The 15,737-nt window shown below is 62.3% G+C and carries 10 protein-coding genes, 2 tRNA genes and 1 pseudogene; 5 read left to right on the forward strand and 8 right to left on the reverse strand.

What is annotated here, in order from left to right; translation table 11 throughout:
- Positions 1 to 545 (reverse strand): annotated as a pseudogene (locus AB5Y98_RS04265) (transposase); the annotation flags it as partial.
- Positions 546 to 770: 225 nt separating this feature from the next.
- On the opposite strand from AB5Y98_RS04265, the gene AB5Y98_RS04270 reads away from it, so the two are divergent.
- Together AB5Y98_RS04270 and chrA are read left to right on the forward strand one after the other, a co-directional pair.
- Positions 771 to 1,214 carry an NUDIX hydrolase gene (locus AB5Y98_RS04270; protein WP_368231399.1) on the forward strand — a complete coding sequence of 148 codons (444 nt, stop codon included), beginning with the start codon at positions 771 to 773 and terminating at the stop codon, positions 1,212 to 1,214.
- 294 nt (positions 1,215 to 1,508) lie between these two features.
- Positions 1,509 to 2,669, forward strand: a complete 1,161-nt coding sequence (chrA, locus tag AB5Y98_RS04275; RefSeq protein WP_368231400.1) for a chromate efflux transporter — start codon at positions 1,509 to 1,511, stop codon at positions 2,667 to 2,669.
- Positions 2,670 to 2,750: 81 nt separating this feature from the next.
- Here chrA and msrB read toward each other — a convergent pair whose 3' ends face one another.
- The 4 genes from msrB to malQ form a co-directional block, all read right to left on the reverse strand.
- Entirely contained in the window at positions 2,751 to 3,143 is a 393-nt protein-coding gene (gene msrB / locus AB5Y98_RS04280; RefSeq protein WP_368231401.1) for a peptide-methionine (R)-S-oxide reductase MsrB, read from the reverse strand.
- A gap of 56 nt (positions 3,144 to 3,199) precedes the next feature.
- Positions 3,200 to 5,341, reverse strand: a complete 2,142-nt coding sequence (glgX, locus tag AB5Y98_RS04285) for a glycogen debranching protein GlgX (protein WP_368231402.1) — start codon at positions 5,339 to 5,341, stop codon at positions 3,200 to 3,202.
- A complete protein-coding gene (glgB, locus tag AB5Y98_RS04290) occupies positions 5,341 to 7,518 on the reverse strand; it encodes a 1,4-alpha-glucan branching protein GlgB (protein WP_368231403.1) in 2,178 nt (725 codons plus the stop codon). The genes glgX and glgB overlap by 1 nt, the downstream gene beginning before the upstream one ends.
- Before the next feature lie 82 nt (positions 7,519 to 7,600).
- Complete coding sequence (malQ, locus tag AB5Y98_RS04295) at positions 7,601 to 9,790, reverse strand: 4-alpha-glucanotransferase (protein ID WP_368231404.1); 2,190 nt, start codon at positions 9,788 to 9,790, stop codon at positions 7,601 to 7,603.
- Between the two features lie 347 nt (positions 9,791 to 10,137).
- On the opposite strand from malQ, the gene gap reads away from it, so the two are divergent.
- Positions 10,138 to 11,133 carry a type I glyceraldehyde-3-phosphate dehydrogenase gene (gene gap / locus AB5Y98_RS04300; protein ID WP_005304894.1) on the forward strand — a complete coding sequence of 332 codons (996 nt, stop codon included), beginning with the start codon at positions 10,138 to 10,140 and terminating at the stop codon, positions 11,131 to 11,133.
- Between the two features lie 115 nt (positions 11,134 to 11,248).
- Entirely contained in the window at positions 11,249 to 12,115 is an 867-nt protein-coding gene (locus tag AB5Y98_RS04305; protein WP_368231405.1) for a D-hexose-6-phosphate mutarotase, read from the forward strand.
- A gap of 70 nt (positions 12,116 to 12,185) precedes the next feature.
- Here the strand turns inward: AB5Y98_RS04305 and nadA are convergent, their stop codons facing one another.
- The gene (gene nadA / locus AB5Y98_RS04310) at positions 12,186 to 13,259 is read right to left on the reverse strand and encodes a quinolinate synthase NadA (RefSeq protein ID WP_019840767.1); all 1,074 of its coding nucleotides are present in this window, start codon (positions 13,257 to 13,259) and stop codon (positions 12,186 to 12,188) included.
- 140 nt (positions 13,260 to 13,399) lie between these two features.
- On the opposite strand from nadA, the gene AB5Y98_RS04315 reads away from it, so the two are divergent.
- Positions 13,400 to 15,505 (forward strand): methyl-accepting chemotaxis protein, encoded by a 2,106-nt coding sequence (locus AB5Y98_RS04315; protein WP_368231406.1) that lies wholly within the window; start codon positions 13,400 to 13,402, stop codon positions 15,503 to 15,505.
- Positions 15,506 to 15,554: 49 nt separating this feature from the next.
- Here AB5Y98_RS04315 and AB5Y98_RS04320 read toward each other — a convergent pair.
- Together AB5Y98_RS04320 and AB5Y98_RS04325 are read right to left on the reverse strand one after the other, a co-directional pair.
- Positions 15,555 to 15,630: transfer RNA gene (locus AB5Y98_RS04320), tRNA-Val, on the reverse strand.
- A 16-nt stretch (positions 15,631 to 15,646) separates the two neighbouring features.
- A tRNA-Lys gene (locus AB5Y98_RS04325) sits at positions 15,647 to 15,722 on the reverse strand.
- Positions 15,723 to 15,737: the final 15 nt, after the last annotated feature.

Raw genomic sequence — 15,737 nt, forward strand, 5'->3', positions numbered from 1 at the left:
ACTGCGCACTTTGAATCGACCAATCTGATGTCCCAACTCTTGCATCATCGACATCAAGGCGCGGCTGCCAGCCGAGTCCCGGCTCGCTTTGAACAAACGGCGCAACTCGCTGCGTTGTTGCATCCGCTCACGGTTAATCACCCGTTTGCGAGCCTGATAGTCGTAAAAACAGGACGTGGGAACATCAAAAGCGCAGCAGACCAGGGTGATGGGGGCTTGCTCCCTTAATCGGTCTATCAGCGCGTACGTGTGAATTCGTCCGCCATCAAGAGAGCAGTAGCCTTTTTTAGAATGTCCTTTTCGCGCTCGAGCCGGTTGATACGGGCTTCCAGCTCCTGGATTTTTTGCTGTTCCGGGGTCAGCGCCTTGCTGATCGGGGTTGTGCCAGTTCGTTCGGATTGAAGCTGCTGAACCCAGCGGCGAAGCACGGTTTCACCGACATCCAGTGAACGGCTGGCTTCGGGGACAGAATATCCCTGGTCGAGCACCAGGGATGCGGCTTCCAGCTTGAACTCGGCAGTAAATGAGCGACGTAATCTTGTCATTGAACACCTCAGGTCTGGGTGGCGACTGTACCACCTAAAATGGTGTCCGGGATGATTAGACCACTACATCCGCAGCTCTGGCGCCTGACGCCGCAGACTGCTTGCATGACGGGCCCATCCGACCTAAGGTGGGCCCGTTTTTTATGGTGCAATCCGCCGTTTGTGCAAGGAGCCGCTCATGGGCTCCCTGCTTGTCCCGCGTCATCCCTGCAAGGAGCCCTTCTTATGTCAACTCCCTATCCCCGCGTCGGTGTCGGCGTGATCCTCACCAACCGCCAGGGCCAGGTGCTGCTTGGTAAGCGCAAGGGGAGCCACGCCCCCTACTGGTCCATCTCCGGCGGCCATCTGGAGCTGGGAGAAACGTTCGAATCGGCAGCGATCCGGGAAGTGGCCGAGGAGACGGGTTTTCGGATCAGCAACCCCAGCGTCATCGCCGTCACCAACAATCTGGAGACCTGGCGCGAGAGCGGCCTGCACTATGTCTCGGTCACCCTGCTGGCCGAGGTAGAGGGAGAGCCCCAGCTGCTGGAGCCGGAGAAGTGCGAAGGCTGGGTCTGGTGCGACCCGCGCAATCTGCCAGAGCCTCACTTCGATGCCAGCCGCCAGTCTATTGCCTGCTGGCTTGCTGGCCGTTGCTATCTGCCGACGCCAAACCAGCCCACCCCATAGACCATCGCCTGCTGACTGGCTGGCTGGCCGCTGCTATCTGCCGACGCCAAACCAGCCCACCCCATACCATCGCCTGCTGGCTGGCAAATCGTTGCTACCTGCCAACCTCGAGCCAGCCGGCCCCATAAACCATCGCCTGCTGGCTGGCGAATCGTTGCAACCTGCCGACCTCGAGCCAGCCGGCCCCATAAGCCATCGCCTGCTGGCTGACAAGGCGCGGCTACCTGCCAGCAGCCCCCAGATTTGTCATCAAAAAGTCATCGCACTGTCATATCATCTCCACCGTCTGATGAAATGCGCGAGGGGAGCGACGAGGTGGGACAGGTATTCATGCAATTTCTGTGGTTGGGCTGCATCAGCTTTGGTGGGCCGGCCGCCCATATCGGCTACTTCCAGCGCACCTTCGTCGAGCGGCTGGGCTGGCTGACCCAGGCCGAATTCGCCCAGTTGCTGGCCCTCTGCCAACTGCTGCCGGGCCCCGCCTCCAGCCAACTCGGCTTTGCCATCGGCCGCCAGCGGGCCGGGCTTGGCGGAGCGCTGGCCGCCTTCGCCGGCTTCACCCTCCCCTCCTTCCTGTTGTTGCTGGCCGCCGCCATCGGTCTGGGCCAGCTCGGCAACAACGTCTGGCTCGATGCCGCCCTGCACGGCCTCAAGCTGCTGGCGCTGGTGGTGGTCGCCGATACGGTGCTCACCATGAGCCGCCAGTTCTGCAAGACAACGCAGAGCCAGGGGATCATGGTCGCCACCGCGGCCGCCCTCTGGTGGCAACCCGGCCTGCTCACCCAGCTCGTCATGCTGGCGGGCACCGCCCTGCTCTGTGCCCGCCAGGCAGACCACAGCGGCACTCCCTTGTCGTCTGCCGGCACTGTGAGCCGACCCCACTGGCCCACCCTGCTGCTGTTCGCCCTGCTGTTTGTCGGCCTGCCGCTGCTGGGGGGGCCCGTCGGCCAGCTGGTCGCCGACTTCTATCGGGCCGGCAGCCTGGTGTTTGGCGGCGGCCACGTGGTGCTGCCCCTGCTGGCGGAGAGCGCAGGGCACAGTCTCAGCCAGCAGCAGCTCCTGACTGGCTATAGCCTGGCCCAGCTGGTGCCCGGCCCCATGTTCACCCTGGCGACCTACCTCGGCGCCCAGTTGCTGCCGGCCACCCCGTTGGGCGGCGCTCTGCTGGCGACCCTGGCGCTGTTTCTGCCCGGTTTTCTACTGCTGTGGGCCATGGGCCCCTGCTGGCAGAGCTGGCTGGCCCACCCTCGCCTCGCCGGCGCCGTCGCCGGCATCAACGCCGCCGTGGTGGGTCTGCTGCTGGCGGCGCTCTATCAGCCAGTCTGGCAGAGCGCCGTGCTGGCCCCCACCGATCTGGCGCTGGCCGCCGTCGGCTTCTACCTGCTGCGGGCACTCAGGCTGCCCATCCTGGCGCTGGCGACCCTGTTGATGGGAGCCACCCTGCTGCTGGCCTGAGCGCCCCAGGCGGCGACCACAAAGAAACGGCCCCCTGCCNAAGGCAGGGGGCCGTTTTTGCATGCATGTCGATCGCCAGGCTCAGAGCTCGGGATCGAAATCCAGACTCAGGCTGTTGACGCAGTAGCGCTGGCCAGTCTCGGTCGGCCCGTCCGGGAAGACGTGACCGAGGTGGGAGCCACACTGGCTGCAGGTGATCTCCACCCGTTTCATGCCGTGGCTGTTGTCCTCTGTGTAGGTCACGGTCCCGTCGATGGCCCGATCGAACGAGGGCCAGCCGCAGCCCGAATCAAACTTGGCGTCCGAGTGAAACAGCACGCTCTTGCAGCAGACACACAGGTAGTCGCCGCTCTTGCGGTTGTGGAGCAGGGCGCCGCTGTAGGGACGCTCCGTGCCCTTCTCCCAGCAGACATGATACTGCTCGGCGCTCAACTGCTTGCGCCACTGCTCGGGGTTGGGGGTGTTGCCGCTCATACTGACTCCTTGCCGTGAATAACGGTGCCCAGCATACCCAGTCAGGGCGCCGCACTCTACCCCGCCAGCGGGAACTGTGATCCCGTTGGCAACACGGCGGCAACATCCGCAGTGGCCAGCGCCTCTTCCTCCGCCAGCGCCACCGCACTCAGGGCTACCCGCTCCAGCAGCTTGAGGGAGTGGGCCCGGCCCACCGCCACCTGCCGCTTGATGTCGTCGGGCAGGAACGGCAAGCCGTCATTGGTGGCGGTGTCGATGGTCTGGATCCACTCCATGCCATCCCCCGGCGGCGGCAAGCGAAACTGGATGTCGTAGTCGCTGGCGTTGAACAGCACGAACCAGCGCTCCCCGCCGCAGCCGATCATGCCGATGTCCATGGCGAACGCCTGCCCCATGGGGGCGTGCCAGTCCTGATCGGTGAGCTGATGGCCATCCGGGTGATACCAGTTGACCTGGTGGCAGCTGCTGGGGGCGCCATTCCAGCTGTCGTCGCTCAACTGCAGGTTGGAGAAGACGGTGGACTCCGCCCGCAGCGCCATCATCTGCTGGGTGAAGGCAAGCAGCCGCTCGTCCTCCGGTCGCCACTGCCAGTTGACCCAGCTGATCTGGTTGTCCTGGCAGTAGGCGTTGTTGTTGCCGAGCTGGCTGCGGCCCATCTCGTCGCCGGCGAGGAAGTGCGGTGTGCCTTGCGACAGCAGCAGGGTGGCGATCAGGTTGCGCTTCTGCTGCTGGCGCAGGTTGTTCACCCTAGGGTCGAGCGTCGGCCCCTCGACGCCGTGGTTGCAGGAGAGGTTGTTGCCGTGGCCGTCCCGGTTGTCCTCGCCGTTGGCCTGGTTGTGGCGCTGGTTGTAGGAGACCAGATCCTCCAGGGTAAAGCCGTCGTGATAGCAGAGGTAGTTGACGCTGGTATGGGGGGAGCGCCAGTTCTTCGGGAACAGATCCCGTGACCCCACCAACCGGGTGGCAAAGTCCCCCATCTTGCCCGCATCGCCGCGCCAGAAGGCGCGCACAGTGTCGCGGTAGCGGTCGTTGATCTCCAGCCACTGGCTCGGAAACTGGCCGAGCCGATAGCCGAAGGGGCCGATATCCCAGGGTTCGGCGATGAGCTTGACCCGCGCCAGCACGGGATCCGCCATCATGGCCTTGAAGAAGGCGCCCATGGGGTCGAACTCCCCCGCCTCGCGCGCCAGGGTGACCGCCAGATCGAAGCGAAAGCCGTCCACCTGCATCTCGGTGACCCAGTAGCGCAGGGCGTCGAGCACCAGCCGCAGGCTGTTGGGGTGATCCAGATTGACGCTGTTGCCGCAACCGGTGACGTTGGCGTGGCGAGTGTAATCGGGGCCGTGGGCCCCCGCCTCGAAGGCGTAGTAACCGGCGTTGTCAAAACCCTTGAAGGAGAGCACTGGACCGTCGAAGCCCGCCTCTGCGGTGTGGTTGTAGACCACGTCCAGGATCACCTCGAGCCCAGCCCTGTGCAGCTCGCGCACCATGGTTTTGAACTCGGTCACCGCCTCCTGCGCCGCATAGCGCGGCTCGGGGGCGAAGAAGGCGATGGGGTTGTAACCCCAGTAGTTGGTGAGCCCCAGCTGCTCGAGCCTGGGCTCGGACATGAAGGCCGCCACCGGCATCAGCTGCACCGCACTAACGCCGAGGGACTTGAGATGTTCGATGATGAGCGGGTGGCAGATCCCCAGATAGGTGCCGCGCAGCTCGCTCGGCACCCCTTGATGCTGGCGGGTGAGGCCCTTGACGTGGGCCTCGTAGATGACGGTGCGGGCCGGCTCGATGGCGGGCTTGCCCACCCCCTGCCAGTCGAAGGCATCATCCACCACCACCGACTTGGCCACCATGGCCACACTGTCCCCCTGATAGAGGGCATCGTCCCAATAGGTGGGGCGGCTGAGTGCCTTGGCATAGGGGTCGATCAGCAGCTTGTCCGGGTCGAACAGCATCCCCTCCTGGGAGATGCCGTGCACCCGGTAGCCGTAACGCTGGCCGGCCCGAACCCCGCGCACATAGCCGAAGCGGTACTGGCCGCGCCGGCCGGGCAGCTCGAGACGGGCCAGCTCCCGCTCCTGCTCGTCGAACAGGCAGAGCTCCACCTTGTCCGATTGCGGCGCCCAGACGCAGAAGTGACAACCCGTCTTGTCGAGCAGCACTCCCAGCGGGTAGTCCTGCCCCTTTTCCATTGCAAACATCAAGGCTCCTGTTTGATGAACAAGGTCGCGAGCGGCGGCAAGTCCAGCACTATGCTGTGCGCCATCCCCTGCCAGGGGGTCGGCTCGGCGACGAACACCAGACCCACATCATAGTTGCTGCCCCAGTAATGCTCGCTGTCGGTGTTGAGCACCACCCGGTAGTGACCGGCCGCAGGCACCCCGAGGCGATAACCGATACGCGGCACCGGGGTGAAGTTGCAGGCCACCACCAGCGGGTTGGCTCCCTGCTTGTCGGCCCGCAGCCAGGCGAAGATGCTGTTGTCGGCGTCGTTGTGCTCCAGCCAGCGGAAGCCGTTCTGCTCATAGTCCGCCTGATACAAGGCAGCTTCATGACGGTAGAGGTGGTTGAGGTCATGGATCAACCGCTGCTGGCCGCCATGCTTGGGATACTGCAGCAGGTGCCAGGGCAGCTGTGCATCGTGATTCCACTCGTTGCTCTGGGCGATCTCGGTGCCCATGAAGTTGAGCTTCTTGCCGGGATGAGCATACATGAAGCCCATGTAGGCGCGCAGGTTGGCCGCCTGCTGCCACTCGTCCCCCGGCATCTTGTAGAGCATGGAGTGCTTGCCGTGCACCACCTCGTCGTGGGAGAGCGACAGAATGAAGTTCTCGTCATAGTGGTACACCATGGAGAAGGTCATGTCGTTGTGGTGGTAACGGCGGTGAATGGGCTCCTTCTGCATGTAGGTGAGGGTGTCGTGCATCCAGCCCATATTCCACTTGAAGCCAAAACCCAAACCGCCCAGGAAGGTGGGACGGGAGACCCCGGCAAAAGCGGTGGACTCCTCGGCGATGGTCATGGCGTGGGGGTACTTGCCGTATACCTCCTCGTTGGTCCACTTGAGCAGGCTGATCGCCTCGTAGTTGTGGTTGCCGCCATCGACGTTGGGCACCCACTCCCCCTCGTTGCGGGAATAATCCAGATAGAGCATGGAGGCCACCGCATCCACCCTCAGGCCGTCGACGTGGAACTTGTCGAGCCAGAACAGGGCGCTGGCCACCAGGAACTGGCGCACCGTGTTGCGACCGAAGTCATAGATGTAGGAGTTCCAGTCCGGATGCCAGCCGCGGCGCGGATCCTCGTACTCGTAGAGCGGAGTGCCGTCGAAGCGAGCCAGACCGTGGGCATCGGACGGGAAGTGGGCGGGCACCCAATCCAGAATCACGCCGATCCCGGCCTGGTGGCACTGATCCACGAAGTATTTGAAATCATCAGCCGTGCCGTAGCGGCTGGTGGGGGAGAACATGCCCACCGGCTGGTAGCCCCAGGAGCCGCTGAACGGGTGCTCGGAGACCGGCAGCAACTCGATGTGGGTGTACTCCATCTCTTTGACGTAATCGACCAGCTCCACCGCCAGCTCGCGCCAGCTCAGGCTGTCACCGTTGGGGTGGCGCTTCCAGGAGCCGACGTGCAACTCGTAGATGGAGAGCGGCTGCTCACGCTTGTCGTTCAGCTGGCTCTCGCGCCAGGCAGCATCCTGCCACTGGTACTGGTCGTGGTCATAGACCACGGAGGCGAACGAGGGGTACTGCTCGCAGTAGAAACCCACCGGGTCGCTCTTGTGCGGCAGCCGGTTGCCCATGGGGTCTTTCAGTTCGAACTTGTAGCGATCCCCGGCCTTTAGGCCCGGCACGAACAGCACCCAGTGACCGCACTGGCTGCGCTGCATCGGGTGACGACGGCCATCCCAGAAGTTGAAATCGCCGATGAGGCTCACCGCGGTGGCGCTCGGCGCATAGACCGCAAAGCGCACCCCTTCCACTCGCTGGTCCAGATGCTCCACGGTGCGCAGCTGGGCTCCGAGCGTGTGATAGAGGTTTTCCGGCTGGTAGGTGAGCTCCGCCAACCCGGCCCAGCCCGCATCCTGGAACTGATAAGGGTCGATGACCTCGACGGTGGTATCTGGGTAGTCGGCAAGCAACTGGTAGGGGAAGGGATTTTTACGGCGGGTGAAAACAGTTTCAAAGAGGCCCGAATCATCGGTGGGCGCCAGGGTGGCAACAATCTTGCCCGACTTGAGATCCCTGACCCTTACGGCCTGGGCATCGGGTAACCAGACGGTCAGCTTGAGGCCGGGCCCATCCGGGTTGGCCTGCAGGCCTAAGTGGGAGAAGGGATCGGAACAGCGGGCTGCAACCAAACGTTCAACGAGCATCGAGATTTCCTTTCATAGCTGAGCATCCGCTCCGGCCTGGGCCGAAGCGGATGTAAGTGAGTCACGTTTTGTCGGCAGTGGCTCAACGACTGGCCTCGTCACGGGCCTGGCTCATCTTGCCTGCCAGCGCCTTGAGCGCCTCATTGGCAAAAATATCCTCCAGATCGGTGGAGAGCTTGCGGCGCCAGTTCGGGTACTCGTAACTGGTGCCCGGCACGTTGACCGGCTTGTCCATCTCCAGCCAATCCTCCAGCTGGGTGCTGAACAGGGCACAGCTGCCGCGGGACATGTGCAGTTGCAGACCGTGGTTGAGCTCGGTGTTCATGCCAACCCAGTTCACGTCGTGGCTGATGTTGCCGGAGATCGCCCCGTGGCCGTGCAGGCTGTCGAGAATGCGCTGCTTGGCCTGGTGGCGATCAGCATACAGGGTCTTGAGTACGTCTTCATCTGGATACAAACCCAGCTCGCGCCCCAGCGCCAGATCGTCACAATGCCAGAAGCCCTTGAGGGTCGGCATGTCGTGGGTAGTCAGCGCCGACATCGCCTGCTCGGCATAGTGAGCCGGGGAGATGAAGCCGCCATCGGCCTTGGAACGTTCGAAGAAGAACACCTTGTAGGAGTGGACGCCGTTCTCTTTGAGGGTCACGTCGATCCCCTCCGGCACGGTACCCAGATCCTCGCCGATCAGCAGACACTGGTTGCGGTGGGACTCGAGGGCCAGGATGCCGAGCAGATCGTTGACCGGGTAATAGATGTAGGCGCCTTTGGCGGCGGACTCTCCGGGCGGCACCCACCACAGGCGCAGCAAGGCCATCACGTGGTCGATGCGCAGCGCGCCGCAGGAGCGCATGTTGGCGCGGAACAGATCCACCATGGGCTGGTAGGCTGCCTCGAACAGCTGGTTCGGGTTCATGGGAGGCAGACCCCAGTTCTGACCGAGCGGGCCCAGGATATCTGGCGGCGCACCGACCGAGGCTTTCGGGCAGTAGAGATCCCGGTTGGCCCAGATCTCGGTGGAACCTTCGGAGACGCCCACCGCCAGATCGCGGTAGATCCCCATCACCATGCCGGCGGCCTTGGCACGGGCGTCGGCCCAGGCCAGCTGCTCGTCGGCCAGGAACTGCAGATAGAGGTAGAAATTCACGTCCTGGCGGTGCTCGGCCATCCAGGTCGCCACTTCAGGATTGTGGTAGTCGCGGAACGGCTCCGGCCACACCGGCCAACCCCAGGCATTCTCGCCCTTGGCATAGAAGTGGGCTTGCAGGGCATCGAAGGCGGCCTGTTGCTGCAGGCTGTCGCCGCCGGCGGCAACGAACGCATCGAAGGCGGCCTGACGCTCGGCGCCGAGGCTCGCCTGATCGAACACCTGACGCAGCATGCCGAGCTTGGTCTCGATGACGCCGGTGTAATCCACGTTGCCCTTGGCACGCAGCTCGCTCAGATGCTGCTGGAAGGCGGGACTTGCCACTTCCGCCTTGAGACCTGCGTTCCCTTGGAATTCGGGCACGGCCTCCACATCGATGTAGGCCAAGTTGAGCCAGCGCCGGGACGAGGGGCTGTAAGGGCTGGCGCTCTCCGGGTTGGCCGGATAGAGGGCATGGATCGGGTTGAGGCCGACGAAGTGGGCGCCCCAAGCGGCCATCTTCTCGACCAGCTGGCCCAGATCGCTGAAATCGCCGATGCCCCAGTTGTGGCGGCTGCGCAGGCAGTAGAGCTGTACGCTCGGGCCCCACACCTTGCGGCCATTGGCGATGGGAGGCTGCTTGTAGCACGCCTTGGGCGCGACGATTAGGCGCATGCTGGCGAGCGGCTCGTCGTTGCCCTCCTCCAGCAGGATCAGATCGTGATAACCCAGCTCGGGTTGCACATCCAGGGCCACGCGATAGGCCTGGCACTCCATCTCTTCGAATTCGGCCACGCCGACCAGCTCACCGTCGATGGGGGTGAACTGACCGGACAACAGGCCGCCCTGCTCCAGCTTGAGCTGCCAGGTGAGGGCGTCGTTGACGAATTCGATGGGCAGACGGACTTCGAGGGTAATGGGCTCGCCGCTGCGGACCACCATCACGGGATCCAGCGCACGCAGCCAGTGCTGGCGGTGCTCCTGCTCAAGCTGCTCGGTCAGGGCCGCCTCGTCGTCGACGCGGTAACCCATGGCGCCCAGCATGGCGGCCTTGCTCTCTTCGGATACCTGAGCCGGGTGGCCCCAGGCATCAACATACTCGCTGGCGATACCTTTAGCGGCAGCCAGCTGTTCAATCAGGGTGGTCATAGTTTGAGAATTCCCGCTGTGGATTCTATCTATACTATTTTGATTAATTTTTATGGGTGGTACTTGAACAGTGGCTCTATGGGCCATGCTAAACCGCGCACATTTTTACACATCTGTCTGGCTGGTTGTGTGACCGAGTAGGCACTATTGTTGATAACTGCCACGCCGGTCCCATCGATAGTTATTTCGCCAAAAGCTGGTAGTCAGTTACATAAACAGAAAATAAATTTCACAGTTTTTCATGATATAGCGCAATTTCAGACAGATTGTTGGTTGACTCGCGGGGGAGTTCTAGTAAATTTACAAGCGGAATTTTCTTTGACTACTGAACAGTTAGGTAACCAATTATGACTATCAAAGTAGGTATTAACGGTTTTGGCCGCATCGGTCGCTTCGTCTTCCGTCTGGCTTGCGAGCGCAACGACATCGAAGTTGTTGGTATCAACGATCTGATCGACGTTGACTACATGGCTTACATGCTGAAGTACGACTCCACTCACGGCCGCTTCAAGGGCACCGTTGAAGTCAAAGACGGCAACCTGGTTGTCAACGGCAAAACCGTACGTGTTACCGCTGAACGTGACCCGGCCAACCTGAAATGGGATGCCATCGGTGTTGACGTTGTTGCCGAAGCTACCGGTCTGTTCCTGACCGACGAGACCGCTCGCAAGCACATCGCTGCCGGCGCCAAGAAAGTTGTACTGACCGGTCCGTCCAAAGACGCTACCCCGATGTTCGTAATGGGCGTTAACCACGCTACCTACGCTGGCCAGGACATCGTTTCCAACGCTTCCTGCACCACCAACTGCCTGGCTCCGATCGCCAAAGTACTGAACGACACCTTCGGTATCGAATCCGGTCTGATGACCACCGTTCACGCTACCACTGCTACCCAGAAGACCGTTGATGGTCCGTCTGCCAAAGACTGGCGCGGTGGCCGCGGTGCGGCTCAGAACATCATCCCGTCCTCTACCGGTGCTGCCAAGGCTGTTGGCGTCGTTATCCCGGAACTGAAAGGCCTGCTGACCGGTATGGCTTTCCGTGTTCCGACTCCGGACGTATCCGTAGTTGACCTGACCGTCAACCTGAAGAAAGCTGCCACCTACGCAGAAATCTGCGAAGCGATGAAAGCTGCTTCCGAAGGCGCCATGAAGGGCGTGCTGGGCTACACCGAAGACGAAGTGGTTTCCACCGACTTCCTGGGCGAGCGTCAGACCTCCGTGTTCGACGCCAAGGCTGGTATCCAGCTGACCGACAAGTTCGTTAAAGTTGTATCTTGGTACGACAACGAAATGGGCTACTCCAGCAAGGTTCTGGACCTGATCGCTCACATCTCCAAGTAATTTGGGATAAGCAATCAAGTAGCTTGAAAAAGGCGGCCATGGGCCGCCTTTTTGTATTCTGGACCGGGATTATTCCACCCTTCTCTTCTGAATGTGCGCGAGCACAGGAGTCCTCATGCAACCGACACGCACTCTGACTGCCCACTGTACCCTCAGCCACCACCCGGCAGGCCAGCCGCTGCTGACCATCGACAACGGCTACGCCAGGGCACAAATCAGCCTGTTTGGCGCCCACGTACTGAGCTATCAGCGCCATGATGAACCCGCCTCCATCTGGCTCAGCGACAAGGCGGTGCTGGATGGCAGCAAGCCCATTCGCGGCGGCATTCCTCTCTGCTGGCCCTGGTTCGGCCTGGCGCCGGCCCGCGTCGGCAGCGGCAAGCCCTCCCACGGCTTTGCCCGCACCAGCCTGTGGACGCTGGACGGAGTCTCCGATCACGGCGACGGTACGCTCGTCCATCTGTCTCTGCGTGACAACGAGGCCACTCGTCAGCTCTGGCCCCACGCCTTCGAGCTGGAGCTGGATGTGCTGGTGGGCAAGGAGCTGGCCCTGGTACTGACTACCCGCAACACAGGTAAAGAGCCCCTCGTCTACGGCGGTGCCCTGCACACCTACCTGCAGATAAGCTCACCGGAGGCTGTGAGCGTCAGCGGCCTTGGCGAGCCCTATGCCGACAAGCTGACTGGCCAGAATGGCCAGCAGCAGGGCGCCTTGACCCTGAACGGGCCGCTGGATAGGGTCTACTGGCAGCCAGACGCCCAGGTCAGCATTCAGGATGGCGAGCGTCAGACCCGGGTAGTCAGCGGCAACCACGACAGCGTGGTGGTCTGGACTCCCTGGCTGGAAGGGGCGAGTGCCATGGCCGACATGAGCGATGACGGCTATCGCACCATGCTGTGCGTCGAAGCGGCCATCGCCAGCGAGGCAGGCGTGACCGTTGCGCCGGATGAAGAGCACAGCTTCTCCACCGTCATCATCTGACGATTCGGCTGACGGATAAATAAAGAGGGCTCCCGCGGGAGCCCTCTTTGCATCTTGCCATCAGAGACGATCAGGCGTTGCCCTGGGTCTTGAGCTTGAGCTCGGCGGCGAAGTTGAGCATGCGGTCGAGCGGGATCAGAGCCTTCACCCGCAGTGCCTCATCCACATGGATCTCGTGGCGCTCGGCGCCGTCGGTCAGGGCCGACTTGATGGCCACCAGACCGTTCATCGCCATCCAGGGGCAGTGGGCACAGCTGCGGCAGGTGGCACCATCGCCACCGGTCGGCGCTTCCACCATCTCCTTCTCCGGGCAGGCCTGCTGCATCTTGTAGAAGATGCCGCGATCGGTCGCCACGATGAGCTTCTGCTGGGGCAACTCCCTGGCCGCCTTGATCAGCTGGCTGGTGGATCCAACCGCATCGGCCAGTTCGATCACCGAGGCGGGCGATTCCGGGTGCACCAGCACGGCGGCATCCGGATTCTGCTCCTTCAGCTCGCGCAGGGCGCGGGCCTTGAATTCGTCGTGGACGATGCAGTGGCCCTGCCAGCGCAGCATCTCGGCCCCCGTCTTCTTCTCGATATAGGCACCCAGGTGACGGTCAGGGCCCCAGATGATCTTGTGACCCTGGCTGTCCAGGTGCTCGACGATCTCCAGCGCGATGCTGGAGGTGACCACCCAGTCCGCCCGCGCCTTGACCGCCGCGGAGGTGTTGGCATAGACCACCACGATGTGATCGGGATGGGCGTCACAGAAGGCGGAAAACTGCTCGATGGGGCAGCCCAGATCGAGGGAACACTCGGCCTCCAGGGTCGGCATCAGCACCCGCTTGTGGGGGCTCAGGATCTTGGAGGTCTCCCCCATGAAGCGCACGCCGGCGACAATCAGGGTCTGTGCCTCATGATCGCGGCCAAAACGGGCCATCTCGAGGGAGTCACCGACGAAACCGCCGGTCTCCTCCGCCAGCGCCTGGATCTCGGGATCCGTATAGTAGTGGGCGACCAGCACCGCCTTGCGCTCCTTGAGCAGTGCCTTGATGTCTGCGATCAGGGTCGTCTTCTGCTCGGCGCTCAGGGGAAGGGGCTTGGCCGGAAACGGATAGTCCATCTCGACTACCGGCGGGACATTGTTCAGTGCATTGCTCATTGCGACTGTTCCATCAACGCTTGGAAAGGCAAAAATTATAACCAGAAGCCGTGCACAAACCCATCAACAAATCAGGTGCCGTGCAAGTGTCCGAATATACTCATCTCATTCGTTGTCATTCTTGCCAAAGGAGTAGTCGGATGAAACAACGTTCACTCAAGACCAAGCTGCTGCTGCTCACCATGGGTCTGTTTATCGCCAGCGGCCTCGCCATGACCCTGATGCAATCCTCCTCGCTGAACTCCCTGCGCAACGACATAGTGAGCCAGACCCGCCAGGCGCTGGAGCAGGAGGTATCCCGTACCCTGCAATTTCAAGCCGAGCGCTATGCGGTACAGATAGCCGCTCTGCTGCAACAGTCCTATCAGGTGCCGCTGGGCATGGCAGCTCAACTGGAGGGCAGCATGGCGCAGCCTGACGGGCTGCTGAGCCGCCCCCAGGTCGAGATGCTGCTTCGCAGCCGTCTGCAGCAGGCTGGCGGCATCAGCTCCATCTACGCCCAGTTTGAACCCGACGGGTATGACGGTCAGGATACCAGCTGGATGGCCGGCGCCTCCCACTCCGTCGCCAGCAAGGGCAGCCTGGAGATTTACTTTACCCGGGATCAGGGGGGCCAGATCAGCCAGCAGCCGGTGGATGCCGCCAGCAGTGCCGCCAAATACGACACCTCAGTCAACGAGTTCGGCATTCGCAACAGCGAGTGGTACCTGTGCGGCCGCGACACTCTGCGCCCCTGCCTGATGGAGCCCTATCTCTACGAAATCAGCCCGGGCAACCAGATGCTGATGACCAGCCTGACGGTGCCCATCCTGAAGGCAGGCAAATTTGTCGGCATCACCGGCGTCGACATGAACCTCCCCATCTTCCAGCAACTGGCCGAGAGCCTCGGCAAGAGTCTTTACGACAACCAGGCCGAGGTCACCCTGGTCAGCAAGATGGGGCTCATCGTCGGCAGCAACCGCCACGCCGACAAGCTGGGACGGCCGTTGACGGAAGCCGGCCTCACTGCCCCTACCGGCCAGGCACAGAGCACGGAGAGCGACTTCATCCTGCAGCAACCGGTCAGGATCGATGCCGCCGACAGCCAGTGGTGGCTGATGATCAAGGTGCCCAAGGCGCGGGCCCTCAGCCAGGCCAACACCATCAGCAATCAGCTGGGTGATCTGCTGCAGGCCACCCAGCAGCAGCAGTTGATCGCCATCGTCGTCGTCACTCTGCTGGCGCTGGCGTTGCTCATCTGGTTCATCCAGAGCATCACGGCCCCCCTCTCCCTCATCAGTCGCCATGTGTCTCACCTCGCCAGTCACGAGGGAGACCTGACCCAGCAGATGAAGATAGACACCCACCAGGAGCTGATCGAACTGGGTGGCCACCTCAACGCCTTCCTCGGCAAGCTGCGCGGCATGGTGCAGGGCAGCAAGCAGATCGGCCAGCAAGTGCACCAGCAGGCCAGTGGCATGAAGCAGACGGCCGATACCATGCGCAGCAGCCTGGATGAACAGAGCCTGGAGCTGGAGAGCGTGGTCAGCGCCATGCATCAGATGAGCACCACGGCGGTCAGTGTGGCGGGTTATGCGGAGCAGGCAGCTCAGGAGTCTGAGACGGCGACCCACCACATAAGCACGGCCCAGCAGACCCTGAGCCGGGCCCGCAACGAAATCCACACCCTGGTCGAGGACATGCATCAGGCCGACAAGGCGGTCGCTCAGGTCGCCCAGCGCAGCACCAATATCAGCCGCATTCTCGACGTGATCAGGGCCATCGCCGAGCAGACCAACCTGCTGGCGCTCAATGCGGCCATCGAGGCGGCGCGGGCCGGCGACATGGGGCGCGGTTTTGCCGTGGTGGCAGATGAAGTACGGGCCCTGGCCAACAAGACCCGGGAGTCCACCGACGAGATAGGTCAGCTCATCGGCAGCCTGCAGACCGAAGTCAGCAGCAGCCAGCAGTTGATGAGTACCGGCATCGCCCGTTCGGCCAGCACGGTAGAAGGGACGGAGCAGGCGTTTGAAGCCCTCAACCAGGTGGTCACCCAGATCCAGCAGATCCACGACCACATCAGCCAGGTGGCCACGGCGGCCGAGCAGCAGAGCGCCGTCAGCGACACCATCAACCAGAACCTGATGCGGATCGGCGATGCCGCCACTACTCTGGGGCAGGAGGCCAATGCCAGCCACCGCCTGAGCGAGCAGCTGGAACAGGCCGCGACGGCGCTGGCCAACCAGCTCGAGCGGCTGAGAACCTGATGCCGAACAGCCATAAAAAAAGCCCGCATTGCTGCGGGCTTTTTCAATCTGGTGGTCGTTACTGGGATCGAACCAGTGACCCCCTCCTTGTAAGGGAGGTGCTCTCCCAGCTGAGCTAAACGACCTGGGATTCTGAAATGATGGTGGGTCGTGCTGGATTCGAACCAGCGACCAATTGATTAAAAGTCAACTGCTCTACCGACTGAGCTAACGACCCATCTAAATCATTTTT

The organism is Aeromonas sp. s3 (assembly GCF_040907805.1).
In the GTDB taxonomy this organism is placed as follows: domain Bacteria; phylum Pseudomonadota; class Gammaproteobacteria; order Enterobacterales; family Aeromonadaceae; genus Aeromonas; species Aeromonas dhakensis.

Coding starts and splice junctions, on each gene's coding strand:
- AB5Y98_RS04270 (WP_368231399.1), top strand. CDS start 771: ATGTCAACTCCCTATCCCCGCGTCGGTGTCGGCGTGATCCTCACCAAC.
- chrA (WP_368231400.1), top strand. CDS start 1,509: ATGCGCGAGGGGAGCGACGAGGTGGGACAGGTATTCATGCAATTTCTG.
- msrB (WP_368231401.1), bottom strand. CDS start 3,143: ATGAGCGGCAACACCCCCAACCCCGAGCAGTGGCGCAAGCAGTTGAGC.
- glgX (WP_368231402.1), bottom strand. CDS start 5,341: ATGTTTGCAATGGAAAAGGGGCAGGACTACCCGCTGGGAGTGCTGCTC.
- glgB (WP_368231403.1), bottom strand. CDS start 7,518: ATGCTCGTTGAACGTTTGGTTGCAGCCCGCTGTTCCGATCCCTTCTCC.
- malQ (WP_368231404.1), bottom strand. CDS start 9,790: ATGACCACCCTGATTGAACAGCTGGCTGCCGCTAAAGGTATCGCCAGC.
- gap (WP_005304894.1), top strand. CDS start 10,138: ATGACTATCAAAGTAGGTATTAACGGTTTTGGCCGCATCGGTCGCTTC.
- AB5Y98_RS04305 (WP_368231405.1), top strand. CDS start 11,249: ATGCAACCGACACGCACTCTGACTGCCCACTGTACCCTCAGCCACCAC.
- nadA (WP_019840767.1), bottom strand. CDS start 13,259: ATGAGCAATGCACTGAACAATGTCCCGCCGGTAGTCGAGATGGACTAT.
- AB5Y98_RS04315 (WP_368231406.1), top strand. CDS start 13,400: ATGAAACAACGTTCACTCAAGACCAAGCTGCTGCTGCTCACCATGGGT.